We start from the raw sequence: 22,373 nt of genomic DNA, 5'->3' as shown, positions 1-22,373 counted from the left end.
AAGTAGATTGAAATGAAAAATCACAACTATGAAAAAAAACATACTATTTCTCACAGCCTTTTTGGTGCTTTTTGGAGCGCATGCCCAGGTGGAAAGATCTCTAGAGCCTGAGTCTAAAGTCGAAACGACGCACTCAGTCACAATCAAGGGCAAAAATGTGCCTTATCGAGCCACTGCAGGTACACAGCCTGTATGGGACAAAGATGGAAAGCCAATGGCCGCTTTGTTTTACACATACTACGAGCGTACTGATATTTCAGACAAAACCACTCGGCCTTTGGTGATTTCCTTCAATGGAGGGCCAGGTTCTGCTTCTATCTGGATGCATTTGGCCTACACGGGTCCAGAGCTTCTCAAAATCGATGACGAAGGATATCCAATCCAGCCATACGGTACTAAGGATAATCCACACTCTATTCTAGACGTGGCCGATATCGTCTATGTAGATCCAGTGAACACTGGGTATTCGCGGATTCTGAATCCTGAGGTAGATCGTTCTACTTTTTTTGGGATCAATTCTGACATCGCCTATCTAGCGGATTGGGTAAACACATTTGTAACACGCCAGAATCGTTGGGCTTCGCCAAAGTATTTGATCGGTGAAAGTTACGGTACTACGAGAGTCGCTGGCTTGGTGGCTCAGCTTCAAAATTCGCATTGGATGTATTTCAATGGGGTTATTTTGGTATCACCAACAGACATGGGGATAGAAAGGGGCGGCCCAGTGAAGATGGCTAATTACCTGCCATACTACACCGCTACTGCTTGGTATCATAAGCAGCTGCCACCAGCTTTACAGAATCGAGATTTGGATGATATTCTTCCTGAGGCTGAAGCTTTTGCCATTGATGAATTACTTCCGGCCATGGTAAAAGGAGGAAGTCTTTCTGAAGCTGAGCGGGATGCGATTGCTGAGAAAATGGCCTACTATTCAGGCATAAGCAAGGAATCAATTTTAGGACATAATTTGATGGTGCCTACCAGTTTTTTCTGGAAAGAATTGCTTCGTGATGAAGGATTGACTGTAGGAAGATTGGATAGCCGATATCGTGGCATTGACAGACAGAATGCAGGGACTGCCTATGACTTTGATCCTGCATTGACGTCTTGGAATCATGCTTTTGCGCCAGCATTTAATATCTATGCTCGAAATACGCTGAAATTTGAAACTGATTTGACCTATAATCTATTCGGCCCAGTGAGACCTTGGGATCGATCAAATGAGACAACTGGATACGACCTAGGTACAGCAATGAGGCAAAATCCGTATTTGCACGTAATGATCCAGTCAGGATACTATGATGGAGGTACAGATTATTTCAATGCCAAATACAGTCTGCGCCATATTGATCCAACTGGAAGAATGAGCGATAGAACTTCTTTTAAAGGCTATAGAAGTGGACATATGATGTATTTGAGAGCGGAGGATTTGGAAAAATCCAATCAAGACATTCGAGACTTCATCGAAAAGTCCAAAGTCATGCCGGACCAGCCTGCTAAGTATTAAGCACCAACCTCTAGCCGCTTCAGTTTTGGAGCGGCTATTTTTTTAGAATTTTAGATTGGAAGTCTTCAAAATTATTCACGGGGACCTCCCAGTTCAAAGCTTTCGAGAGGATGAGAAATATATCGCTCAAGCTTTTTCCGGATTTCCGCAAAAATTGGATGGATGTTGCTCCGTCCGATTTGGAGAGTTTTTGTCCATTGGGACTTTTCAAGAGAGGATGATGATGGAAGAGGGTTTTCTCAAAGCTAGATTCGCCAAGTTCTTTTGCCAGAAATAATTGGGCTAAGCTCGAGCTATGTAGATCCTTTCCTCGGACAATCAAATCTATCCCAAAATGGATATCATCCACAAGAGAGGTGAGCTGATAAGCGGGGAGTTCGTCCTTTTTCCTAACCACAAAAAAAGCTACATCCTCAGGTAGGATAAATTCATTTCTTTTACTATTCAAATCGAGCTTGGAAATCAAGTCAGCTTCTGAGGTATTGATTCTCCAAGCTGTGTCTTTTCGGGTTTTTGGAATATTTCGATCTAGACAGTGTCCGAGGTAGTGTCCTGAGGAATTGAGCTGGGAGATTTTCCTTCGGGAGCAGGTGCAGGCAAAGAGCGATTTAGATTCCCAAAGTCGCTCGAGGGCATTTTTATATAAATCTAAACGGTTCAATTGGGTCCAATTGACCAGAAAATCCTCGGGGCTTTTTGGTCCTAAATCATAGGAAATCTCTAAAAAGTCTAGCGTGTCAAAAATATCTTGAAGATATTCCATCCGAAATCGATCCCGATCCAAATCATCGATTCGAAGCAAAATCTTACTTTGATTTTGCATCGCAATGGCTTTGGTCAGTAAAAATGAAAAGGCATTACCTAGATGTAAAAATCCGCTTGGGGTGGGAGCGATGCGGGTAAGAGTTGATTTCATTGACCGAAAATACATACATTGAAATAAAAAATGATGCGTCCAGTTTACATCCTGCTCTTTGCTTTCTTGATTTCCTGTACCGCAGACCAAAATGAAGCTTTGACAGGGCCAGATTTGATCAAAAAGTCGATTGCCTATCATGACCCGAATGGAATTTGGCCGGAATTCAAAGGCACATTGAGAATCCAAGATAGTCTGCCAGAAGGTCGAGTGTCTAGACGTTATGACGTTTCCTTTGACAATACACTATCTAAGGTGATTTACCGCAAGGACGACTTACACTTTATTGTTTGGGGTGACTCTGTTCAGGTTTTTGAAGGGGAGGTCACCGAAGAACGTGCTAAGATGCTACGGAATTACTATACCTACCTTTGGGGGCTTCCCATGAAACTTAATGATCCAGGTACCTTGATTGATGAGAAAGTGCTGGAGGAAACGCTGGATGGAGTTAGGTATCATGTGGTGAGAGTGCCTTATGAAAAGGACATCTGGTATTTTTATTTAGAGCCAGAAACGTATAGAATGGCGGCCTATAAGTTTTATCAGGACGAACCCAATCAAAAAGGGGAGATTATCTATTTGGAAGGAGAAACAGAATTCGAAGGCATGAAAATTCCTTCGAATCGAACGTGGTATAGAACAGAAAAACCAGAATTTTTGGCCACAGATATGCTATTGGATCTCGTTTCGAATTGATTTTTTGCATCTCTTAACCTGTCTTTTAGGTTTATTAACGAGGTATGAAGGCTCGATTTAATGCGAGCCTGTATCTTCGGGAAGTGAAGTATTTCTTGCTCTTTCTGCTACTTTTTTTCCTTGTCCTAGATGTGAGGGCGCAAATTTCCTATTCCGGTAATGTTGTGGACGCACTTGACAAGAAGTATCTCGAAGGAGTGAGCGTTCAGATTTCAACTTCTTCCGAGCCGGTCCTTACCAATTCCAGAGGTTATTTCAATGTTCAGGCAACTAGGGGAGATACCTTAGTGATTTCCTATTTAGGGTTCCTTGAGCAAAGAATACCACTTACACAGGAGCGGTTTTTATTTATAGAGCTTCAGGACAAAGCCCGCTTGCTCCCCACCTTTGAAATAAGGTCTGAGCCTTATGCTTTTCGATTTCTTAATGGGAAGCTTGTGCCCATAGACCCGAACGAACCCGAAAGCCTTTCGAGAAAAGGTCAGATAACTGCAGGGCCTACGGGTTCACCAACGGGAGGATTTGCGATTTATGGACCGATTTCCTATTTCAGCAAAAAAGCTAGAAATGGGCGTGAATATGCAAAAAAACAGGCTTGGCATGCGAGGAGGGAGGGATATTACGAAGTAGTGGAGTCAGATTCTATCCGTCGTAATTTGATGATCAAGCATCAGCTTGAAAGAACAGAGTGGGATCAAATTATCATCAATTACAATCAAAGGAATCAAAGCCATGAATTCCTAGACTGGTCTAAAGATCGGGTGTATGCTTCCCTTGACCAATTTATTGATCGCGAAAAAAGGTGGATTCGTTAAGACTTTCGCTTGAAAGACCAAGTCACATGAAATCGCGCCACTACCTCGCCATTTGGGTTCATTCCTGTAGAAATCATGGTAAGTTTATTACTATCTTTCGGCTCCAGGGCATCGATTACTTCGTTGAGTTCCAAGCCTTGCTCACAGGTAAATGTGATTTTCTGATTGGCTTTTTTGAAATACTCAGCTCGAAAGTCCACTACCAACATACTATACTTACCTTTCCCAGCTTGAGAAAGTAAACAAAGTGCTCCCGTGCTCAATTCAGCTGCACCGGCAAGAGCTGCAAAGTAGATCGACTTGAAGGGATTCTGGGTTCGCCACATGTAAGGAATAGTGATTTCACACTTTTCCAGTGATAAGCTTTTCATCCGAAAGCCCCAAAAAACTGCTGAAGGTAATTTGGCTAGCATCCCAAACCAAAAAGTGGATGAGTTGGTCATTTTACCAATGTATTCTTTCTGGGCTTTATTAAGTCCTTGAGTCTGTGTTTTCGGAGCCATAGTGGTTAACTTTAAGGCAAAATACAAAAAAAATTAGTCCAGCAACTCTGGTACTCAATTTGAGTGAATAGATTAAAAATACTTCTATGAAAAAGATCCTATCCATACTATTTCTTTCTCTTCTGGTTTATGCTTGCGCAAAAGTACCCCTTACGGGTCGCAGTCAGCTAGCCTTAGTGGAAAGCTCGGAGATTCAGCCTTTAGTGAACGAGGAATATAAAAAGGTATTGAGTCAGGAAAAGGTTTTGACAAATACCCCACAAGGCAAAGAAGTTTTAAAAGTGGGAAATAAAATGGCCGCGGTAGTCGAAGGTTTTTTGATTCGGGAGGGATATAATGACCTTGCTCAAACTTTCGAATGGGAGTTTAATCTGCTCCAAAGCGACGCGGTAAATGCTTGGTGTATGCCAGGAGGAAAGGTGGCTTTTTATACTGGGATTCTTCCTATCACGCAGGACGAAACCGGAATTGCTGTTGTAATGGGGCATGAAATAGCACATGCCGTTGCTTCACATTCAAGAGAGCGAATGTCAAATGGATTGCTTGCAAACTTTGGCATGGGGGTTCTCTCGACTGCTATTGGTCAGAATCCTAGCCTTACCGAAGCTATTTTTTTACAATCTGTGGGTATGGGAAGTGAGCTGGGCATGCTGAGTTTCTCCCGTAAGCACGAGCTTGAGGCAGACGAGCTGGGTTTGATCTTTATGGCTTTGGCTGGCTACGATCCAAGACAGGCTCCGATTTTTTGGGAAAGAATGGCTGCGCAAGGAGGAGAGGCTCCACCAGAATTCCTTTCCACACACCCTGGACCTGAAAATCGTCAAGCCAAGCTAAACCAACAGATGGAGCGAGCAATGAAATATTATAGAGGTGAGTTTTAGAAAAGTCTTGACCCAAAAAAGGCTCCAAAATCATATGTTTTGGAGCCTTTTTTTATTTAGTCGCTAGTTCTGAAATCCGCGAAGTTTGACTTGAGTAAGTTTTCGCTTGGTATCAATAGGGAAATCCCCACGCATCATCCAGTCATAGTAGCCAGGTTCTTCCTTTAGCACTTGGCTGATGGTTTTTCCTTTATGCTTCCCAAAGTTGAAGATCTCTTGTCCATCGCTATTGTAAACAAAACGGCCTGCCAAGTCCACCATATTGCTATTCACTAGTTCATGAATCTTTTTCATGTCGTTTTCAAAAGCCCCCAGCTTATTGCCCTGCAAATCTTCAGCTTCTTCACCCAAATACCGTTCGACCTGTGCAATGAAAACATCCATAGTGGCCTTAGTGTCAGCTTCAGCACTGTGGGCATCTTCTAAAGTTTTTCCACAATAGAACTTATAGGCCGAGGTGAGATTACGTTTTTCCATGAGATGAAAAATCTTCTGGGCATCTAGCAGGTTTCTTTTTTCTAGAGGAAGCTCTAATCCTGCACGGTGAAACTCCTCAGAAAGCAGAGGAATGTCATATTTCAATACATTAAATCCTGCTAAATCCGCGGACCCAAAGAACTGCAAAAGTTCTCTCGCAATTTCTTTAAACGTGGGTTCACCGACTAAGTCAGCATCATAGATGCCATGAATAAGTGAAGCTTCCAATGGAATGGGGATTCCTGGATTAACTCTTCGAGTCATGGTTTCGGTACTTCCGTCAGGATGAAGCTTGACAATAGAAATCTCCACGATTCGATCGGTAGAAATGTTTGTGCCAGTGGCTTCAAGGTCAAAAAATGCAATGGGGTTTTTTAAATTAAGCTTCATTTCAGTCAAATTTGGTTTTGATCTCTTCCAGATCCATGTTATCGTAATTTCCAGAACTCATTAGTAATAAATTGGTATTCTGGTAGTCTTTGGCAAGCAAAAATTCTTTCAGCTTTGCGCTATCGGTGAACAAGATAAGGTCTTTTCTCCCAAAGCCCTCCCGAAGCGTATTTTCATCCATCAATTCGAGTCTCTTCATTGCAGCAGCATGCGGATTGAGATAGACAATCGCCACATCTGCGAGATCCATGGTGCCCTTATAGTTTGGTAAGAAATCTTTGTTTAGAGACGAATAAGTGTGGAGTTCCTGTACTGCTATTAATTTGGTTTGGGGAAATTGATTCTTAACCGCATTGGTAGTAGCCTGCAATTTTGATGGGGCATGTGCAAAGTCTCTGAAGAGATGCGAGTTTCCTTTCTTTTTAATCAATTCCATGCGCTTCGCAGCACCTTTGAAGGTTTGTAGACTTTCATAAAAACGCTCGGAGGAAATCCCTAGAGCATCACAAACATGTAGTGCTCCCTGAAGATTTTGCAGATTGTGTTCTCCGAAAATTTGTATGGAAACCGGTCCATTGTCAGTGATCAAGGTAGTCTTGCCTTGCTTAATTTCTGAAGGATGAGCGTGGTATGGAATTTTTTTGCCTGCAGTAGGAGAGACCAAACTAATTTCCTTGACCAAAGGATCAGTTTCACAGTAAATCAAAGTGCCGTCTGCTGGGGTAAGGTCAACAAACTTCCGAAACTGATCTTTATATTCATCAAAATCTGGGAAGACGTTGAAGTGATCCCAAGCTATTCCACTCACAAGTGCGATATCGTGTTTGTAATGAAAAAATTTAGGAGTCCGATCGAGTGGTGAAGTGAGATACTCATCTCCTTCGATGATGATAATTGGAGCATTCGAGAGCCTCACCATTAGGTCGAAACCTTCGATTTGCGCTCCAACCAAATAATCAAAATCCACATTTTGATCCTTCAAGACATGCAAAATGATGGAAGTAATGGAGGTTTTTCCGTGTGATCCAGCTATGACCACTCGTGTTTTGTTCTGGCTTTGATTATAGATGAATTCTGGAAAGGAATAGACAGGAATCCCCAATTCTTGAGCCTTAATCAATTCGGGATTATCGATGCGAGCATGCATCCCAAGGATAATCCCATCGAGACCCGAGTGAATTTTTTCTTCAAACCATCCATATTTTTCTGGGAGAATTCCAGCTTTTGCGAGTCGTGACTTGGAGGGTTCATATATTTCATCGTCAGAGCCTGTGACTTGGTAGCCTTTTTTGACTAGAGCCAGAGCCAAGTTGTGCATGACAGCACCTCCTACAGCGATAAAGTGATACTTTTTCATTTTGCGGGTTGGTTTAGTTTAAGAGGTTCAAACATAAAAATAAATGTTGGGAGCAAAGATCAAATAAAGCTTTAATGATCATTTTTTTTGGTGCTCTAGTTTTTGTCTTAATTTCGAGCCAAAATTCAACTATGCTCCCCGATAAGTACGCTTACCTTATACTTTCTTTACTATATATGATCGCTTGGACGGTGGTGTTTATTAAGAGCCCATTTAAGCGAGGAATGATCAAGGTCGGAGCTGTGGGTGGCTTAATGGGAGTGGTGGCCGAAGTTTGGTATTTTCGGGACTACTGGCGTCCACCTACACTTTTTGGACAAGGTATCCCCGGCATCGAAGATTATATCATAGGTTTTGCCATGTTTGGAGTGGGTGGATACATTTATTCCTCTTTCACCAAGCGCGAGATCGACTACGAAAAGCAAACCAAACCAAAGTACCGAGACTTCTTCTGGATTTTCATCACAGGGATAGGAAGCTTGACGGTCTTCAGTATGGGCTTTGGGATTCACTCTGGCTACGTCACCTTCATTACTTTCTTTTTGCTTTCGGTTTACATTTGGTTCCAACGTCCAGATCTGATCAAACTCAGCTGGATTTCGGCGATAGCCACGGGAGCGATTTCCTTTTTGATTTACTATATTAATTTCAATTTACTTTTCCCGCATTTCTGGGATGAGTATGGAATGCTAGACGATAAACCCTTGCTCGGGATTCGTATTGCTAATATTCCACTTTCCGAAATGCTTTGGCATTTTACCTGGGCAATGCTCTGCAGTATGTTCAGAGGCTATAGAAATGGCGTTTATTACAAGGAAACACCAGCCAAAAGCGTTTAAAATATTACCCAGACGATTTGAAACCGTTTTCCTCGGGCTGTGGAAAAATGGTGTACAACTTGTTCAAAAGTTTGGTGTAAAAGAAGATACATTTGTAACATGGCAGAAAACCAAAAATCAGTAAGAACCACCCGAAAAAAACCAGGTTTAGAGTTTCCAAATACCATCGGAAAGATTCCACCACAAGCCACAGACCTTGAGGAAGCAGTACTCGGAGCTTTGATGCTCGAGAAAGATGCACTTACCAATGTGATCGATATTCTTAAAGTGGAGAGTTTTTATAAAGATTCTCATCAGGTCATTTTTCAGGCTATTCTGGATCTTTTTACTGATTCACAGCCGATTGATTTACTTACTGTTACTGCCCAGTTGCGAAGAAATGGGGCTTTGGAAATAGCAGGAGGTGCTTTTTACATTACAGAGCTCACTTCGAAGGTGGCTTCTGCTGCTAATATTGAGTACCACGCCAGAATCATCACCGAGCAGGCAATCAAGCGAGAGTTGATCCAAATTGCGTCTGAAATTCAAAAGGATGCTTTTGAGGAAACTACGGACGTTTTTGAGCTTTTGGATAAAATGGAACAATCGCTCTTTCAAATCTCAGAAAAGAATATCCGAAAGAATTACTCGGATATGAAGTCCATCATGCGAGAAGCTATCATGGAGATGGAGATCCGAAAAACTCAAAAGGATGGTCTCACTGGAGTTCCATCAGGTTTCACGGCGCTTGACCGAGTGACTTCGGGTTGGCAAAAGTCCGATTTGGTGATTATCGCTGCTAGACCTGCGATGGGTAAAACGGCTTTCGTACTTTCTGTCCTTAGAAATGCCGCTGTGGATCATGATAAGCCAGTAGTTATTTTTTCACTGGAAATGTCTTCTGTCCAATTGGTGAATCGATTGATCAGTGCAGAAGCAGAATTGAGTTCTGAAAAAATTAAGAAAGGCTCCCTCGAAAATCACGAGTGGGAGCAATTGGTTCACAAGACCGCAAAATTATCCAAGGCACCACTTTTCGTGGATGACACACCTGCTTTGTCCATCCTAGAACTTCGAGCCAAGTGTAGAAAACTGAAGGCACAGCACGATATCCAGATGATCGTAATTGATTATTTGCAGTTGATGTCTGGAGATTCTAAAGGAGGTGGAGGAAACCGTGAGCAGGAAATTGCCAGTATTTCTCGAGCGTTGAAAAAGCTCGCTAAAGAATTGAATGTGCCCGTTATTGCGCTTTCACAGCTATCTAGAGCGGTGGAAACCAGAGGAGGAGATAAGAAGCCACAGCTTTCTGACTTGAGAGAATCAGGTTCCATAGAGCAAGATGCTGATATGGTTATGTTCCTCTACCGACCAGAATATTACGGGCTTCATGAAGTGGACATGGATGGACAGACCATCAATTCAGCTGGACTTGGGGAAGTGATTATTGCTAAGCATAGAAATGGTTCGCTTGGAAGCGTTCACCTGAAATTCATTGGTCAGTATACCAAATTTGTGGACTACGAAACCGTCAACATGTCGGACTTTGGGGCGGCCAAGCCATATGGTAATTCACTTCCAAGAGAGTCTTCAGGTTACAGCAACTTTGACAAGGGCACTACTGTGAGCTATCAAAGTAAGGTGAACAATGATGATGAGGACGAAATCGACTTTGATTCCAACGGACCTTCAAATTTTTAATAAATGAGAGCTATTACGCTCAATAGAGCACTTCCAGACAAGATTGAACTTAAGTCAGTTTCATCCAAAGCCGTAGGAGCCAAAGAAGTCTTGGTGAAGATCAAAGCTGCTGCACTCAATCACCGTGATGAATGGGCTAGGAAAGGCCTGTATCCTAATCTTAGGGATGGTGTGATTCTAGGGTCAGATGGTGCTGGAATTGTAAAAGAGGCCGGTGATCAGGTTTCCAAGGATTGGATCGGAAAGGAAGTCATCATTAACCCAAGTATCAACTGGGGAAATGACCAAAAAGCTCAATCTGCAGACTTTGAAATTCTAGGAATTCCAAGAGATGGAACCTTGGCGGAAAATGTGCTTGTACCCGCTGATCGACTTCATGAAAAGCCAGCCCACCTCAATTGGGAGGAAGCTGCCGCCTTACCACTCGCAGGACTTACGGCATTTCGTGCTCTTTTTTATCGGGCAGGGCTTATAAAAGGGCAAAAAGTTTTGGTTACAGGATTTGGTGGAGGAGTTGCTCAGTTTGCTACGCAGTTTGCTATTGCAGCGGAAGGTGAGGTTTATGTGAGTAGTAGCAGTCCAGCTAAGATTGAAAAAGCGAGATCTTTAGGGGCGAAGGCTGGATTTGATTACCGAGATGCAAACTGGGTGAATGAAGCTAAAAGTATTGCAGGGGGCTTTGATGTGATTATAGATGGAGCAGCAGGCGATTCCTTTTCAGATTTATTGAAAGTATGTAATACTGGAGGCACGGTGGTTTTTTATGGTGCCACGGGAGGAAATCCAAGTCAACTCGACGCCAGAAGGATTTTTTGGAATCAGTTGAATATCAAGGGTTCAACAATGGGAAGTGATCAGGATTTCCTTGAAATGCTCGAGTTCGTGAGCAAACATAGAATCAAGCCACTTGTTGATCAGGTTTTTTCCTTTGAAGAGGCTGTAACGGCTTTTGATCGGATGAGAGATGGAAAGCAATTGGGAAAAATTGTCTTAAAACCCTAACAAGGCTGATAAGTCTCTAGGAATTCTTTCTGAGCGATCCTGTAGATTTCGCTTTTATCCAAGGGGCAAACGAGATAGTCTCCAATTCGAAGTCGCATTTTTTCTCCCCAGGGGGCTTCGAAAACCAATTGCTTTGGAAGATTTTTATTCCCTAATTTTTCATTGAATTCAACTGCTAAGATTTTGCCCTTTGGGGAATAGATCCCCCATTCGCCTCTTTTCTCGAGAAAGCTATACTTCTCCTCAAAAAATTTCTCGTTAACTAAATACCGTTCTTTTGCTTCAGTCTGATTTTCCACCAGCCAATCACCTGGCTTTGCTTGATTTTTTGTCTCAATACCATCATTTGTTTTGGTAATTACCCAACTCCCGACGTCAGCTGGCTTCGCTTTGATCTTTAAAAATTTCTGAAAGCAGCTCCCATTTTTTTCCATGATGGGTAAAAGTTGGGCAAGTACTTCTTGTTGGCTTTTCATGAGTTGCTAAGGTGAGTTTCAACTGATGCTGGAATTTACTAAATTGATAATCAATCTGTTTACTAATTTTCACTTTGATTTTTATACCATGAAAACTTTTAAAGAAAAATTAAAAAGCTCAGGTCCCAAACGTATTTTAGCCTTGGATGGTGGAGGAATTCGGGGTGCACTTTCTTTGGGTTACCTAAAACACTTGGAAGATCTTTTGCGCAAGCAGCATAAAAATAATGAATTGTTGCTATCCGATTATTTTGACCTGATCGGAGGGACGAGTACCGGCTCCATCATTGCTTCTGCTTTGGCGATAGGGATGAGTGTAGATGAGATTAAGCAAAAGTATTTTGAGCTTGGTACTAAGATTTTTGGAAGAAAATATAAGTGGTATAGAATTTTTGAAATCGATGACCTAATGAAGGCACGATATGACCATAAGGCTCTAGATGAGGAGCTTCAGGGTGTTTTTGGTGATTTGACCTTGGGAGACAGCCATGCGCTAAAAACTGGTCTTTGTATCGTGGCCAAAAGGGCAGATACCAATAGTGTCTGGCCGCTGCTGAACCATCCCGATGGAAAATATTTCGATTCAGAACATGGAAAAAATGGGAGTATCCCTATCTGGAAGGCTGTCCGAGCTAGTGCAGCCGCTCCAACCTATTTTCTTCCTCAATCCATCGATGTGGGCGGAGATATGGGACAGGCTGCGTTTGTGGATGGGGGTGTGAGTATGGCAAATAATCCGGCGTTGAAACTGCTAATGGTGGCTACACTTTCAGGTTTTCCCTTCAAATGGGAAATGGGAGAGGATAAAATCCTACTGGCTTCTGTGGGAACGGGAATGACCAAATGGAAACGATTGCCAAAAAAGATTCAAAAAAACCATCTTTTAAATTGGGCGGCAGAACTTCCAGAAATGCTTATGCAGGATGCCAGTTGGCAAAACCAGAAAGTGCTCCAGTGGCTTTCTAATTCACCCACGGCTCAGCATATTGATGGGGAGTCAGGAGATCTGGATGGTGATCTTTTGGGCTTCGGGAAAGGCAAAAGAGAGCCTCTGCTCCATTATTTAAGGTATAATGTAACCTTGGATGTGGACGAGATGAATAAGCGCTTTAAGCCTTCAAAGCCATATACCCAAAAGGATATTGATAGTCTAGCAGCTATGGATAATGCGAAAAACTGCCAGGCTTTGTATGATCTAGGTTTAGCTGCTGGTGCACAGGAGTTGGATCAAAAGCATTTTCCCGAATCATTTAAAATCACTTAATCCAGATCGTTTTCGAATTTGAAAATTTCCAAAGCACTCGAAAGTTCTTTGGCAGTTTTACTTTCATTTTGACTATGGGCAAGTTTGATTCCATCCTCAAATATTTGCAGGGCTTTATCCAAATTATTCTGAGAAGCAAAAAAATGAGCAGCAGGAAAGTAAGTAGGTAGATAACTTTCGTGATCCTTTAAGAGTTGATTAAATAGATTTTCTGTTTGAGAGGGATCGATGGATTCATATTCCAATGCTAATGCATACCAATTGAAAGGATTTTGGGGTTCTTCTTCACAAAATTGCTTCAAGGCCTGCAAACGATTTAAATTGCTCATCGAATAGTTTTTTTAATTACTTAGTGACTGTTAATTTCACGTGAAATAAATCTAAAATTATTTAAATCTAAACCAATGAAGATTCTTGTTTGTATCACCCACGTACCAGACACGACCTCAAAGATTCAGTTTACTGATAATAACACCAAGTTTGACACTACAGGAGTGCAATTTATCATCGGACCATACGATGATTATGCCTTAGCTCGAGCGGTGGAATTGAGAGATCAAACGGGTGGAAAATTAACCGTTTTGAATGTAGGTGGAGCGGAAACCGAACCAACCTTGAGAAAAGCATTAGCCATTGGAGCTGATGACGCGATCCGAGTGAATACAGATCCCAAGGATTCTTTTTATGTAGCTCAACAGATTGCGCACTATGCCAAAGAGGGAGGTTACGATTTGATTCTGATGGGACGAGAATCTATTGATTTCAATGGGGGTATGGTTCACGGAATGGTTGGTGAACTTCTTGGAATGCCAAGTTTTTCTCCAGTGATGAAACTAGATGTGGAAGGAACATCAGTAAAAATGTCCAGAGAAATCGAAGGTGGTAAAGAAAATCTTGAGGCTAATTTGCCTTTGATAGCAGGTTGCCAAGAGCCAATTGCAGAATGGAAAATTCCAAATATGAGAGGAATCATGTCTGCCAGATCAAAGCCAATGAATGTAGTGGGGCCCGTGAGTGATTCGACTCAAGCTGAGACCAAGTCCTTCGCGTTACCACCAGCTAAAGGAAGTGTAAAACTAGTGGACAAGGATAATGTGGGAGAGCTGGTACAATTGCTCAAGAATGAGGCAAAAGTACTTTAATTCAAAAGTTTTAAAAAATTAAAAATCAAGATATTATGTCAATTTTAGTATATATAGAACACTCGGAAGGACAAGTAAAAAAGACTAGCCTTGAGGCTGTTTCATTTGCCAAGGCTCTTGCTGATCAAACTGGTGAAGGCGACGTTGTAGCCGTGGCTTTAGGTGCAATAGATAATGATGCTTTGGCCCATGCGGGTACGGCTGGAGCAGATAAAGTGCTTCATGTATCGGACGACAGACTAAGTGCAGGAGTGATCCAAGCTCATGCCTCAGCGGTGGCTCAGGCTTTCCAAAATATTGGCGCTAAGACATTGGTATTGGCCAAGTCTTCTTTGGGCGATGCTGTTGCAGCTCGATTGGCCATCAAGCTTAATGCTGGATTAGTTTCAAACGTGGTAGAGCTTCCTCAGACTTCAGGGGAGTATTTGGTGAAAAGAAGTATTTATACCGGAAAAGCCTTCGCAGAGACCGCGCTTACCACTGAAAATAAAATATTGGCAGTAAAGAAGAATGCAATCGATCTTAAAACAGACGGCGGAGCTGCGAGTGTTGAGGAGTTTGCGGTCACTATAGATGAAAGTGATTTTGCCTCGAAAATAACCGCAACAGAACGTGCTACGGGTGAAGTTTTGCTTCCTGAAGCAGATATTGTTGTTTCTGGCGGAAGAGGTATGAAAGGACCAGAAAACTGGGGAATGATAGAAGAAATGGCTAAAACTCTCGGTGCAGCGACAGGTTGTTCAAAGCCAGTTTCTGATATTGGATGGAGACCTCACCACGAACACGTTGGACAAACAGGCGTAAAAGTTGCGCCAACTTTATATATTGCGATCGGAATTTCCGGAGCAATTCAGCACCTTGCAGGCGTGAACTCTTCCAAATGTATAGTGGTGATCAATAAAGATCCGGAAGCGCCATTTTTCAAAGCAGCCGATTACGGTATTGTTGGAGATGCATTTGATGTAGTTCCAAAACTTACCGAGGCACTCAAAGCTGAACTTTAATTTTTGTGGAAAAACTCGTTGAACTAGAGATTTTAGGATTATCATCAAATCACTCACAATCAGGGTCATTTACCCTTGTACTTGGTGAAACCGAAGGAGCAAGACGATTGCCTATTGTGATTGGTATGTTTGAAGCTCAGGCGATTGCGATTGAGATCGAAAAGATCGTTCCCAATCGTCCCATGACTCATGATCTCTTTAAATCTTTCGCAACAAGTTTCAATTTCCATCTGGACCGGATTGTGATTTCAGATATGAAGGAAGGTGTTTTTTACGCCAAAATTCATGGACACACCGATTTGGGAGATGTAGTGATAGACTCTAGGCCCTCGGATGCGATCGCCATTGCGGTCCGATTTGAAAGCCCTATTTTCTGCGCTGAGAAGGTGATGAGTGAAGCTGCTCTGGAATTTACCGAGGAAGATAAAGCAGAGGAAAAGGTGGCTCAGAGTAAGTCAGAGCGTCAAAGTACTCCCAAAAAGGATCCTGGTCTCAAAGATTATAGCCTAGATCGTCTCAATCAGATGCTGGATAAAGCCATCAGCGATGAAGACTACGAGAAAGCAGCGAGAATTCGAGATGAAATAAATAAGCGTAACTAATTTAAAGCTCGGCGAAAGCCGAGCTTTTTTGTTAGGGGTAGGTTACTTATTTTTGGAGCTCGCTGGAAATTAAGCTATGGATTTTATTAGAGGTGGATTTGGAATTGTAGTCATCATTTTGGTGGCTTTTATTTTTTCAAGTAACAAAAAGAAGATTGACTGGAGGCTCGTAGCTATAGGCGTAGGCTTACAGCTGGTATTTGGTTTTTTGATTACGCAAGTTCCCTTTGTAGCCAAAGGATTTGCCCTTCTTAGTCAAGGTTTTGTGAAGTTTCTGAGCTTTAGTCAGGATGGTGCAACGTTTATTTTTGGTGATCTAGCCACCGATAGCTTTGGCTTTATCTTCGCCTTTCAAGTGCTCCCAACCATCATCTTCTTTTCTACGGTATCTGCTGGGCTCTACTACTTAGGTGTATTGCAAAAGGTGGTTTTTGGTATTGCCTGGGTGATGTCTAGAACCATGAGACTTTCTGGCCCTGAATCCCTTTCAGCAGCAGGAAATATATTTCTAGGTCAAACCGAAGCTCCTTTATTAGTTCGGCCTTTTATTCCTACCATGAGTAAATCTGAACTCATGTGCCTGATGACAGGGGGGATGGCCACCATCGCAGGAGGTGTTTTGGCTGGATACGTGGCCTTTCTTGGAGGGGATAGCTTGGAGGAACAAACCAAATTTGCGGCTTATTTATTAGGGGCAAGTATAATGAATGCTCCTGCAGCCATTGTGATGTCTAAGATTTTTATTCCTGAAGTGGAAAAAGAAGTGATCGATGAAAAACTTCAAGTGAACGAGGAAAGCATGGGAGTCAACTTGATTGACGCCATGTCTATAGGAGCGTCAGAAGGCTTGAAACTTGCCCTTAATGTAGGTGCTATGCTTTTGGCATTTATTGCTGTAATCGCCGCGGTTAATTTCGTGCTAACTGGCTTAATTGGGGATTACACGGGGTTAAATGCTTGGGTATCAAGAACCACGGGTGGACAGTTTGCCGGCTTTTCTTTAGAGTATATTTTTGGTCAGGTATTCCGATTGTTCGCTTGGGTGATAGGAGTGGAGTGGGTTGACACACTTCAGGTAGGGAGTTTGCTAGGGCAAAAAACTGTAATCAACGAATTTGTGGCCTATTTGAGCCTTTCTGAGATGCAAGCAGCTGGGACTTTAAGTCCAAAATCCATCGTAATTGCTACGTATGCCCTTTGTGGCTTTTCCAACTTTTCGTCCATTGCCATTCAATTGGGCGGTATTAGTATCATCGCACCAAACCAACAAGGGAATTTAAGTAGGTTGGGTTTAAAAGCTTTGCTAGCAGCCTCTCTGGCCTGCTTGATGACTGCTACTCTAGCAGGCATGCTCTTTAATGGTTAATTGACTACTTCCAAAGAACAAAAAAAGTCAGCATCGGAAAATGCTGACTTTTTTTGTAGTAAGGGAACGTCTACTCTAAGCCATAAAGACTTTTACCAACAGCTTCGTATTTATCATTTGGAAGCCAGAAAGGCTTGCTCTTGTTGTCAGCAATCATTTCAGCAGCGTAGATGTAAGCTTTCCAATATTTCACTGCATAATCCATGTCGATACTATCCACTTCGTCTGCGGCTTTGTGATAATACTTGTTGATTTCATCATCGAACGAAGTAAAGCCCAAACTGAAAGTAGGTGCAGGGATTCCCTTTTTCGCGAAGCTTACATTATCTGAACGATCAAAAAGACCTTGCTCAGGCGCTGGATCTTCGATAGCCTTGAGTCCAAAAGCTTCAGTGGCCTTTTCAAGGGTAGCCATTTCAGTAGTTCGAGTCAAACCAATCACAGTGATCACAGATGTATCATTATATCCAGCTCCATCGATATTCAGGTTATAAACCATTTGCTCAAGAGGCAAAAGTGGGTTTTCGGCATAGTATGCACTTCCCAATAAGCCTTTTTCCTCAGCAGTCCATAGTGCAAATAGAATAGAACGTTTCGGTGGGTTTTTGGCGAAGTATTTAGCGGCATTGATGACTGATACCGTGCCGATGGCATTGTCTCTTGCTCCATTGTAGATACTGTCGCCAGAGGCATCTGGAGTACCCACACCCACGTGATCATAGTGAGCAGAAAGCATCACAAACTCAGATTTCAAGTTTTTATCTGTTCCTTCCACCCAGCCTAGAATATTTTTGCCATCAATAGGCTTTTGTGTTTTGCCTTGGATGTTGAGGCTTACTGATTTAATTTCTCCTTTTGCAACTGCATTTTTGGTGTCATTTTGTAAATCTTTCACCCAGATATAAGGTAGTTTACTTGCAGCGCCTTGATCAAGGCTCATTTGATCAGAACTCAAGTAATTAGCGATTAATTGCCAAGGGATGGAAGGAATATTGTACATCTCAATGATGCCTGCTGCACCATTTTCAGAAGCTAGAGCCACTTTTTCACGACCTACAGCAAAAAGCTGTGCTGGGCTCATTCGATCTGGAGCACCGAGATTGGTGACCACGATTTTGCCTTTAACGTCTTTTCCTTTGTAATCCTCAGCCAAACCATAGCCAAGATCAACCAATTCGAAGTCGCCAGTGACGGAAGTTCCATCCAAAACCAGCATGGATTCTTTTTGGTTGAAAGTGGATTCACCCAGTTTCAGAGATCCTGATTTAGGGGGAGAAGAAAGTACAAAAGGGATATTCTGGAAATATCCATCAGCCCCTGGAACGGTTTTAATACCATATTTCTCAAATTCACCAGCGATGTAATCTATCGCTAATTTCATTTCTGGCCTTGCAGGATCCCGACCTTTGAGCTCATCTGATGCCAAATAGGTAATATGAGCTTCTGCTTCAGCCCGATCAAATCTCTTTTCAATTTTTTTCTTTTGTCCCAGAGTGACGGAGACAGAGCCTAGTAAAATAGCTAGGCCAAGTAGTGTTTTTTTCATATGATTATAATTTGTTTTCTAAAGGACATAGGGAATCTTCGCAAGCATTATAATCATGCCTCTGTGCGTCATTTTGGGTCATGCTCGATTTCATCTGTTTGTTTTTAAGGGTTGGCTAAAATAGCTCATTTTGACAATTATGCCAGTTTTTGACTCGCATCTTTTGGTAAGGAAAGTGATAAGTCAGTCGTAATTTTTACAAAATGAACAGGTGGATCAGCTGTGAAAAGAATTTGATTACCAGAAATAGGATGCGTAATGCTCAAGCTTTTTGAATGAAGCAGCAAATGCTTTAAGCCAAATTGTTGCTCGAAAAAATGATTTTGTTTGTTGTCCCCATGCTTTTTATCTCCGATAATGTAGTGACGCAAATGGGCCAAATGTTTTCTGATTTGATGAGTGCGGCCAGTTTCAGGCTTGACTTCGATCAAGGAATACCGACTCGTAGGGTATCTTCCTGTAGTATCAAAAGGTATTTCACATTCGGAGATGACTTTGTAATTCGATAAGGCTTCCTGACGATTATTCGAATACTCACTCGTTAATGCGTAATCGATTTTGCCATATTTTTGTGCAGGAATTCCGCGACAGATCGCCCAATATACTTTTTCAGCCTTTCTTTCTTCGAACTGCTGCTTTAAAGAAGGCATGAGCTCAGGGTTTTTTGAAAAAAGTAAAACTCCACTAGTCGGCCGGTCCAATCTATGGATAGGGGAGACCCAACTGCCAATTTGATCTCGAAGAATTTGTAAGGCGAATTCAGTTTCCTCGGCTGCGATTTTGGTTCGATGGACCAAAAGCCCAGATGGCTTATTGATAGCCACTAGGCTTTCATCCTCATAAATAATGTGAAGTGGTCTCATGCTAGCCGGATTAGGCGATGGTTCCTGATCCGATGCACTCTTCTCCATCATACCAAGCTACAAACTGTCCTGCGGCAATTCCTTTTTGGGGAGTGCTGAAAAAAACATAAAGTCCATTTTCTTTTTGAATCAGCTTGGCTTCAACCAGTGGCTGTCTGTAACGAATTCTAGCTTGATAGGTGGCGACTTCACCATTAGAAAGCTTCAAATCTTCACGGATCCAATGAACCTCTTCATTTTTCACAAAAAGAGCATGGCGTAGCAAGCCGGGATGCGTTTCACCAAGACCAGTGTAAATCACATTCTGCTTCGTATCTGTGGCGATTACGAAAAGTGGAAGGCCTGTTCCACCCACTTTTAGCCCTTTTCTCTGCCCAACAGTAAAGAAGTGAGCCCCATTGTGTTCTCCCAGGACTTTGCCTTGATTTTCATTGAAGGATAAGGGCAATGCGATGTTATCCAATTCCTCCGAACTTAAATCCTCTAAGTCTATTCCTGCCGGAACTGCATACTTTTGAAGCATGGGAAGATCAGCAGGGATATCGATAATTTTCCCCTTTTTCGGCTTCAACTGCTGCTGAAGAAAGTCTGGAAGCCTCACTTTTCCAATAAAGCAAAGTCCTTGACTATCTTTTTTGTCTGCAGTGATAAGATCAAGAGATTTGGCAATTTCTCGAACCTCTGATTTTTGCAAATGCCCAATTGGGAAAAGAGCTTTGCTCAATTGATTCTGATCGAGCTGACAGAGGAAGTAGCTTTGATCTTTATTTGGATCGGCTCCCGCAAGTAGTTGATAAACCGTTTTGCCCACTTTACTGATTTCCCCACGCTGACAGTAATGTCCAGTAGCCACAAAGTCCGCTTTAAGCTTTTCTGCTGCTTTTAAGAAAATGTCAAATTTAATCTCGCGATTGCAAAGAATATCAGGATTTGGTGTTCTCCCAGCCTTGTATTCTGAAAACATATAATCAACGATTCTGTCTTTGTATTCTACACTCAGGTCAATGGCCTGAAAGGGAATTCCTAGCTTTTCTGCTACGAGCATGGCATCTGTAGAATCTTCCATCCAAGGACATTCATTGGAAATGGTAACGGATTCGTCATGCCAGTTTTTCATAAACATCCCAATGACTTCATATCCCTGCTCGATAAGCAAGTGGGCAGCCACTGAACTGTCGACGCCGCCTGAAAGGCCGACAACGACTCTTTTTTTCTTTTGCATGCTGATGTATTGGTAATGGATTAAAGGTCCATTAGGTTAATCAAGTGGGAAACATCCACGACAGGTCGTTTGGTTCCGTCAGCAAAGGTAGCCTTCTTCATTAGAATTTGATTAGAAACCAACGGCCGTATCATCTCCTCGAGGATCAGCTCCACCTTCCAGTTTTCCATCCGGTAAAACCAAAATAGCATCCACCTTACCAATGATTCGACTAATATCTTCACGAATGATGTATCCTTTCTTTTTCAACCCTTGAATCAAGGTGCTATCGAAGGAATTTGGCTCAAATGTCACCAAATCAGGAAGCCATTGATGATGGAATCTCGGAGCATTCACGGCTTGTTGCATTCCCATTCCAAAATCCACCACGTTACAAATGACCTGCGCCACCGATGTTATAATAGTCGAACCTCCTGGAGTGCCAACAACCATTAAAAGTTCACCGTCTTTTTCTATGATAGTAGGAGTCATGGAGCTTAGCATGCGCTTTCCAGGCTGAATGCTATTGGCCTCTGCACCTATCAAACCGAACATATTTGGCTCGCCAGCCTTTGAGCTGAAATCATCCATTTCATTATTCATGAAAAAGCCCAAATCGTCAATGAATACCTTCGATCCGTAAGCGCCATTTAAGGTCGTGGTCACTGAAACGGCGTTTCCTTCAGCATCTACGATAGAGTAGTGGGTCGTTTCCATACTTTCAGAAAACACGATTGCGCCCTCAGCGATGTCCTCAGACTTGGTCGCTTCTTCCCAGTTGAATGAACTCATTCGATCATTGAGATAGTCTTGATTAAGTAAGTCGTCAATGGGGATTTCTACAAAATCGGGATCTCCTAAATAATAATTCCGGTCGGCATAAGCTCTTCTTTCAGCTTCTACCAGGAGTTGAATATGATTTTCTGAATGATGCCCATAATCCGATAATTGATAAGGTTCAATCATTCGCAGAATCTGGGCTATAGTCACGCCTCCTGAGCTAGGAGGAGACATGGAAATCACTTTTACTCCACGGTAATCGAAAACAATAGGATCTCTCCAAACAGCTTGATAATCAGCTAAATCCTCCTTAGTAATGATTCCGCCGATTTCGGTCATATGATCCACGAGCATATCGGCAGTTTGTCCTGAGTAAAATTCCTCTCGACCATTTTCTGCAATTCGCTGTAGGGTTTCTGCCAAAATAGGTATCTTCAATGTATCTCCAGCGGCGTAAGGTTTGGCGTAAAAAGTATCTTCTCCATTCATCTTAATAAAGGTTTCTCGAAGTCCATCAAAGCTTGCAGCCTGATATTCACTTACCAAAAAGCCTTTTTTCGCCAACTCAATCACTGGCTCAAGAATTTCTTTTGGAGTTAATTTGCCAAATCGTTTTTGCGCTTCAAAAATCCCTGCAATGGTCCCAGGAACTCCAGAAGCCAATGCCCCTTGAGTACTCAATCCAGGAATGATATTTCCATTTTCGTCTAGGTACATGTCGCGATCTGCAGCACCAGGAGCTTTTTCTCGATAATCTAGACCTCCAGTGCTTCCATCTGCCATCCTGTACACCATAAAGCCTCCGCCTCCAAGATTCCCTGCAAATGGGTAAGTGACAGCTAGGGCCATTTCAGTGGCCATCATTGCATCAAAGGCGTTTCCACCTTTTCGCATGATTTCTACGCCTATTGCTGAGGCTTCTTCTTTGGCGGAAACCACCATCGCCTTTTCGGTGACAAGACCACGTTTAATTTCCTGTTGAGGTGTCTCCTTTGGGCCGCAGGCCACAAATAAGACGCATAAAAAGAAAAATAGAAGGAGCCGTTTAAGAGTGAAAGGAGGCATA

At 42.4% G+C, this 22,373-nt stretch carries 22 protein-coding genes; 12 read left to right on the top strand and 10 right to left on the bottom strand.

Annotated features, from left to right (window positions below; translation table 11 throughout):
- Positions 1 to 28 precede the first annotated feature (28 nt).
- Positions 29 to 1,507, top strand: coding sequence for a S10 family peptidase (locus tag ACFOSV_RS14600; RefSeq protein ID WP_377906765.1), 1,479 nt, complete (start codon positions 29 to 31; stop codon positions 1,505 to 1,507).
- 34 nt (positions 1,508 to 1,541) lie between these two features.
- On the opposite strand, the gene ACFOSV_RS14595 is transcribed toward ACFOSV_RS14600, so the two are convergent.
- On the bottom strand, positions 1,542 to 2,423 hold the full coding sequence (locus tag ACFOSV_RS14595) for a glutamate--tRNA ligase family protein (protein ID WP_377906764.1): 882 nt from the start codon (positions 2,421 to 2,423) through the stop codon (positions 1,542 to 1,544).
- A gap of 30 nt (positions 2,424 to 2,453) precedes the next feature.
- Here ACFOSV_RS14595 and ACFOSV_RS14590 point away from each other — a divergent pair, with 30 nt between their 5' ends.
- Positions 2,454 to 3,119 (top strand): DUF6503 family protein, encoded by a 666-nt coding sequence (locus tag ACFOSV_RS14590; protein ID WP_377906763.1) that lies wholly within the window; start codon positions 2,454 to 2,456, stop codon positions 3,117 to 3,119.
- Positions 3,120 to 3,163: 44 nt separating this feature from the next.
- Positions 3,164 to 3,934 carry a carboxypeptidase-like regulatory domain-containing protein gene (locus tag ACFOSV_RS14585; RefSeq protein ID WP_377906762.1) on the top strand — a complete coding sequence of 257 codons (771 nt, stop codon included), beginning with the start codon at positions 3,164 to 3,166 and terminating at the stop codon, positions 3,932 to 3,934.
- On the opposite strand, the gene ACFOSV_RS14580 is transcribed toward ACFOSV_RS14585, so the two are convergent.
- On the bottom strand, positions 3,931 to 4,437 hold the full coding sequence (locus tag ACFOSV_RS14580) for a PaaI family thioesterase (RefSeq protein WP_377906761.1): 507 nt from the start codon (positions 4,435 to 4,437) through the stop codon (positions 3,931 to 3,933). The genes ACFOSV_RS14585 and ACFOSV_RS14580 overlap by 4 nt on opposite strands.
- Positions 4,438 to 4,523: 86 nt before the next feature.
- On the opposite strand from ACFOSV_RS14580, the gene ACFOSV_RS14575 reads away from it, so the two are divergent.
- Positions 4,524 to 5,318 carry a M48 family metallopeptidase gene (locus tag ACFOSV_RS14575; protein ID WP_377906760.1) on the top strand — a complete coding sequence of 265 codons (795 nt, stop codon included), beginning with the start codon at positions 4,524 to 4,526 and terminating at the stop codon, positions 5,316 to 5,318.
- Between the two features lie 63 nt (positions 5,319 to 5,381).
- On the opposite strand, the gene ACFOSV_RS14570 is transcribed toward ACFOSV_RS14575, so the two are convergent.
- Together ACFOSV_RS14570 and ACFOSV_RS14565 are read right to left on the bottom strand one after the other, a co-directional pair.
- Positions 5,382 to 6,185: an exonuclease domain-containing protein gene (locus ACFOSV_RS14570; protein ID WP_377906759.1), complete on the bottom strand. Its 804-nt coding sequence runs from the start codon at positions 6,183 to 6,185 to the stop codon at positions 5,382 to 5,384.
- A 1-nt stretch (position 6,186) separates the two neighbouring features.
- Positions 6,187 to 7,542 (bottom strand): UDP-N-acetylmuramate--L-alanine ligase, encoded by a 1,356-nt coding sequence (locus ACFOSV_RS14565; protein ID WP_377906758.1) that lies wholly within the window; start codon positions 7,540 to 7,542, stop codon positions 6,187 to 6,189.
- A gap of 131 nt (positions 7,543 to 7,673) precedes the next feature.
- On the opposite strand from ACFOSV_RS14565, the gene ACFOSV_RS14560 reads away from it, so the two are divergent.
- The 3 genes from ACFOSV_RS14560 (at position 7,674) to ACFOSV_RS14550 (ending at position 11,063) form a co-directional block, all read left to right on the top strand.
- On the top strand, positions 7,674 to 8,381 hold the full coding sequence (locus ACFOSV_RS14560; RefSeq protein WP_377906757.1) for a lycopene cyclase domain-containing protein: 708 nt from the start codon (positions 7,674 to 7,676) through the stop codon (positions 8,379 to 8,381).
- A gap of 99 nt (positions 8,382 to 8,480) precedes the next feature.
- Complete coding sequence (gene dnaB, locus ACFOSV_RS14555; protein WP_377906756.1) at positions 8,481 to 10,061, top strand: replicative DNA helicase; 1,581 nt, start codon at positions 8,481 to 8,483, stop codon at positions 10,059 to 10,061.
- A gap of 3 nt (positions 10,062 to 10,064) precedes the next feature.
- A complete protein-coding gene (locus ACFOSV_RS14550; protein WP_377906755.1) occupies positions 10,065 to 11,063 on the top strand; it encodes a zinc-binding dehydrogenase in 999 nt (332 codons plus the stop codon).
- Here the strand turns inward: ACFOSV_RS14550 and ACFOSV_RS14545 are convergent.
- Complete coding sequence (locus tag ACFOSV_RS14545; RefSeq protein WP_377906754.1) at positions 11,060 to 11,539, bottom strand: hypothetical protein; 480 nt, start codon at positions 11,537 to 11,539, stop codon at positions 11,060 to 11,062. The genes ACFOSV_RS14550 and ACFOSV_RS14545 overlap by 4 nt on opposite strands.
- 88 nt (positions 11,540 to 11,627) lie before the next feature.
- On the opposite strand from ACFOSV_RS14545, the gene ACFOSV_RS14540 reads away from it, so the two are divergent.
- The gene (locus ACFOSV_RS14540; protein WP_377906753.1) at positions 11,628 to 12,803 is read left to right on the top strand and encodes a patatin-like phospholipase family protein; all 1,176 of its coding nucleotides are present in this window, start codon (positions 11,628 to 11,630) and stop codon (positions 12,801 to 12,803) included.
- Here the strand turns inward: ACFOSV_RS14540 and ACFOSV_RS14535 are convergent.
- On the bottom strand, positions 12,800 to 13,132 hold the full coding sequence (locus ACFOSV_RS14535; protein WP_377906752.1) for a tetratricopeptide repeat protein: 333 nt from the start codon (positions 13,130 to 13,132) through the stop codon (positions 12,800 to 12,802). The two genes, ACFOSV_RS14540 and ACFOSV_RS14535, sit on opposite strands and share 4 nt — an antisense overlap.
- Positions 13,133 to 13,207: 75 nt before the next feature.
- Here ACFOSV_RS14535 and ACFOSV_RS14530 point away from each other — a divergent pair, with 75 nt between their 5' ends.
- The 4 genes from ACFOSV_RS14530 (at position 13,208) to ACFOSV_RS14515 (ending at position 16,917) form a co-directional block, all read left to right on the top strand.
- Positions 13,208 to 13,945 carry an electron transfer flavoprotein subunit beta/FixA family protein gene (locus ACFOSV_RS14530; protein ID WP_377906751.1) on the top strand — a complete coding sequence of 246 codons (738 nt, stop codon included), beginning with the start codon at positions 13,208 to 13,210 and terminating at the stop codon, positions 13,943 to 13,945.
- Positions 13,946 to 13,980: 35 nt separating this feature from the next.
- Positions 13,981 to 14,949, top strand: a complete 969-nt coding sequence (locus ACFOSV_RS14525; protein ID WP_377906750.1) for an electron transfer flavoprotein subunit alpha/FixB family protein — start codon at positions 13,981 to 13,983, stop codon at positions 14,947 to 14,949.
- A 5-nt stretch (positions 14,950 to 14,954) separates the two neighbouring features.
- Positions 14,955 to 15,551 carry a bifunctional nuclease domain-containing protein gene (locus ACFOSV_RS14520; RefSeq protein ID WP_377906749.1) on the top strand — a complete coding sequence of 199 codons (597 nt, stop codon included), beginning with the start codon at positions 14,955 to 14,957 and terminating at the stop codon, positions 15,549 to 15,551.
- Positions 15,552 to 15,627: 76 nt separating this feature from the next.
- Positions 15,628 to 16,917, top strand: a complete 1,290-nt coding sequence (locus ACFOSV_RS14515; RefSeq protein WP_377906748.1) for a NupC/NupG family nucleoside CNT transporter — start codon at positions 15,628 to 15,630, stop codon at positions 16,915 to 16,917.
- A 70-nt stretch (positions 16,918 to 16,987) separates the two neighbouring features.
- Here the strand turns inward: ACFOSV_RS14515 and ACFOSV_RS14510 are convergent, their stop codons facing one another.
- From ACFOSV_RS14510 to ggt, 4 genes are all read right to left on the bottom strand, one after another.
- Positions 16,988 to 18,463: a M28 family peptidase gene (locus ACFOSV_RS14510; RefSeq protein WP_377906747.1), complete on the bottom strand. Its 1,476-nt coding sequence runs from the start codon at positions 18,461 to 18,463 to the stop codon at positions 16,988 to 16,990.
- Between the two features lie 137 nt (positions 18,464 to 18,600).
- Entirely contained in the window at positions 18,601 to 19,326 is a 726-nt protein-coding gene (locus ACFOSV_RS14505) for a pseudouridine synthase (protein ID WP_377906746.1), read from the bottom strand.
- Positions 19,327 to 19,336: 10 nt separating this feature from the next.
- Complete coding sequence (mnmA, locus tag ACFOSV_RS14500) at positions 19,337 to 20,548, bottom strand: tRNA 2-thiouridine(34) synthase MnmA (RefSeq protein ID WP_377906745.1); 1,212 nt, start codon at positions 20,546 to 20,548, stop codon at positions 19,337 to 19,339.
- Positions 20,549 to 20,659: 111 nt separating this feature from the next.
- Entirely contained in the window at positions 20,660 to 22,372 is a 1,713-nt protein-coding gene (ggt, locus tag ACFOSV_RS14495) for a gamma-glutamyltransferase (protein ID WP_377906744.1), read from the bottom strand.
- Between the last annotated feature and the right edge of the window lies 1 nt (position 22,373).

It is taken from the genome of Algoriphagus namhaensis (genome assembly GCF_042649705.1).
GTDB classification, from domain to species: domain Bacteria; phylum Bacteroidota; class Bacteroidia; order Cytophagales; family Cyclobacteriaceae; genus Algoriphagus; species Algoriphagus namhaensis.
Note: the sequence above shows the minus strand (reverse complement) of the source record. Positions and strands in the feature narration are given on the sequence as shown.

Bases quoted from the DNA above. Each gene is read 5' to 3' on its own strand.
- ACFOSV_RS14600 (WP_377906765.1), top strand. From the start codon at position 29: ATGAAAAAAAACATACTATTTCTCACAGCCTTTTTGGTGCTTTTTGGA.
- ACFOSV_RS14595 (WP_377906764.1), bottom strand. From the start codon at position 2,423: ATGAAATCAACTCTTACCCGCATCGCTCCCACCCCAAGCGGATTTTTA.
- ACFOSV_RS14590 (WP_377906763.1), top strand. From the start codon at position 2,454: ATGATGCGTCCAGTTTACATCCTGCTCTTTGCTTTCTTGATTTCCTGT.
- ACFOSV_RS14585 (WP_377906762.1), top strand. From the start codon at position 3,164: ATGAAGGCTCGATTTAATGCGAGCCTGTATCTTCGGGAAGTGAAGTAT.
- ACFOSV_RS14580 (WP_377906761.1), bottom strand. From the start codon at position 4,437: ATGGCTCCGAAAACACAGACTCAAGGACTTAATAAAGCCCAGAAAGAA.
- ACFOSV_RS14575 (WP_377906760.1), top strand. From the start codon at position 4,524: ATGAAAAAGATCCTATCCATACTATTTCTTTCTCTTCTGGTTTATGCT.
- ACFOSV_RS14570 (WP_377906759.1), bottom strand. From the start codon at position 6,185: ATGAAGCTTAATTTAAAAAACCCCATTGCATTTTTTGACCTTGAAGCC.
- ACFOSV_RS14565 (WP_377906758.1), bottom strand. From the start codon at position 7,542: ATGAAAAAGTATCACTTTATCGCTGTAGGAGGTGCTGTCATGCACAAC.
- ACFOSV_RS14560 (WP_377906757.1), top strand. From the start codon at position 7,674: ATGCTCCCCGATAAGTACGCTTACCTTATACTTTCTTTACTATATATG.
- dnaB (WP_377906756.1), top strand. From the start codon at position 8,481: ATGGCAGAAAACCAAAAATCAGTAAGAACCACCCGAAAAAAACCAGGT.
- ACFOSV_RS14550 (WP_377906755.1), top strand. From the start codon at position 10,065: ATGAGAGCTATTACGCTCAATAGAGCACTTCCAGACAAGATTGAACTT.
- ACFOSV_RS14545 (WP_377906754.1), bottom strand. From the start codon at position 11,539: ATGAAAAGCCAACAAGAAGTACTTGCCCAACTTTTACCCATCATGGAA.
- ACFOSV_RS14540 (WP_377906753.1), top strand. From the start codon at position 11,628: ATGAAAACTTTTAAAGAAAAATTAAAAAGCTCAGGTCCCAAACGTATT.
- ACFOSV_RS14535 (WP_377906752.1), bottom strand. From the start codon at position 13,132: ATGAGCAATTTAAATCGTTTGCAGGCCTTGAAGCAATTTTGTGAAGAA.
- ACFOSV_RS14530 (WP_377906751.1), top strand. From the start codon at position 13,208: ATGAAGATTCTTGTTTGTATCACCCACGTACCAGACACGACCTCAAAG.
- ACFOSV_RS14525 (WP_377906750.1), top strand. From the start codon at position 13,981: ATGTCAATTTTAGTATATATAGAACACTCGGAAGGACAAGTAAAAAAG.
- ACFOSV_RS14515 (WP_377906748.1), top strand. From the start codon at position 15,628: ATGGATTTTATTAGAGGTGGATTTGGAATTGTAGTCATCATTTTGGTG.
- ACFOSV_RS14510 (WP_377906747.1), bottom strand. From the start codon at position 18,463: ATGAAAAAAACACTACTTGGCCTAGCTATTTTACTAGGCTCTGTCTCC.
- ACFOSV_RS14505 (WP_377906746.1), bottom strand. From the start codon at position 19,326: ATGAGACCACTTCACATTATTTATGAGGATGAAAGCCTAGTGGCTATC.
- mnmA (WP_377906745.1), bottom strand. From the start codon at position 20,548: ATGCAAAAGAAAAAAAGAGTCGTTGTCGGCCTTTCAGGCGGCGTCGAC.
- ggt (WP_377906744.1), bottom strand. From the start codon at position 22,372: ATGCCTCCTTTCACTCTTAAACGGCTCCTTCTATTTTTCTTTTTATGC.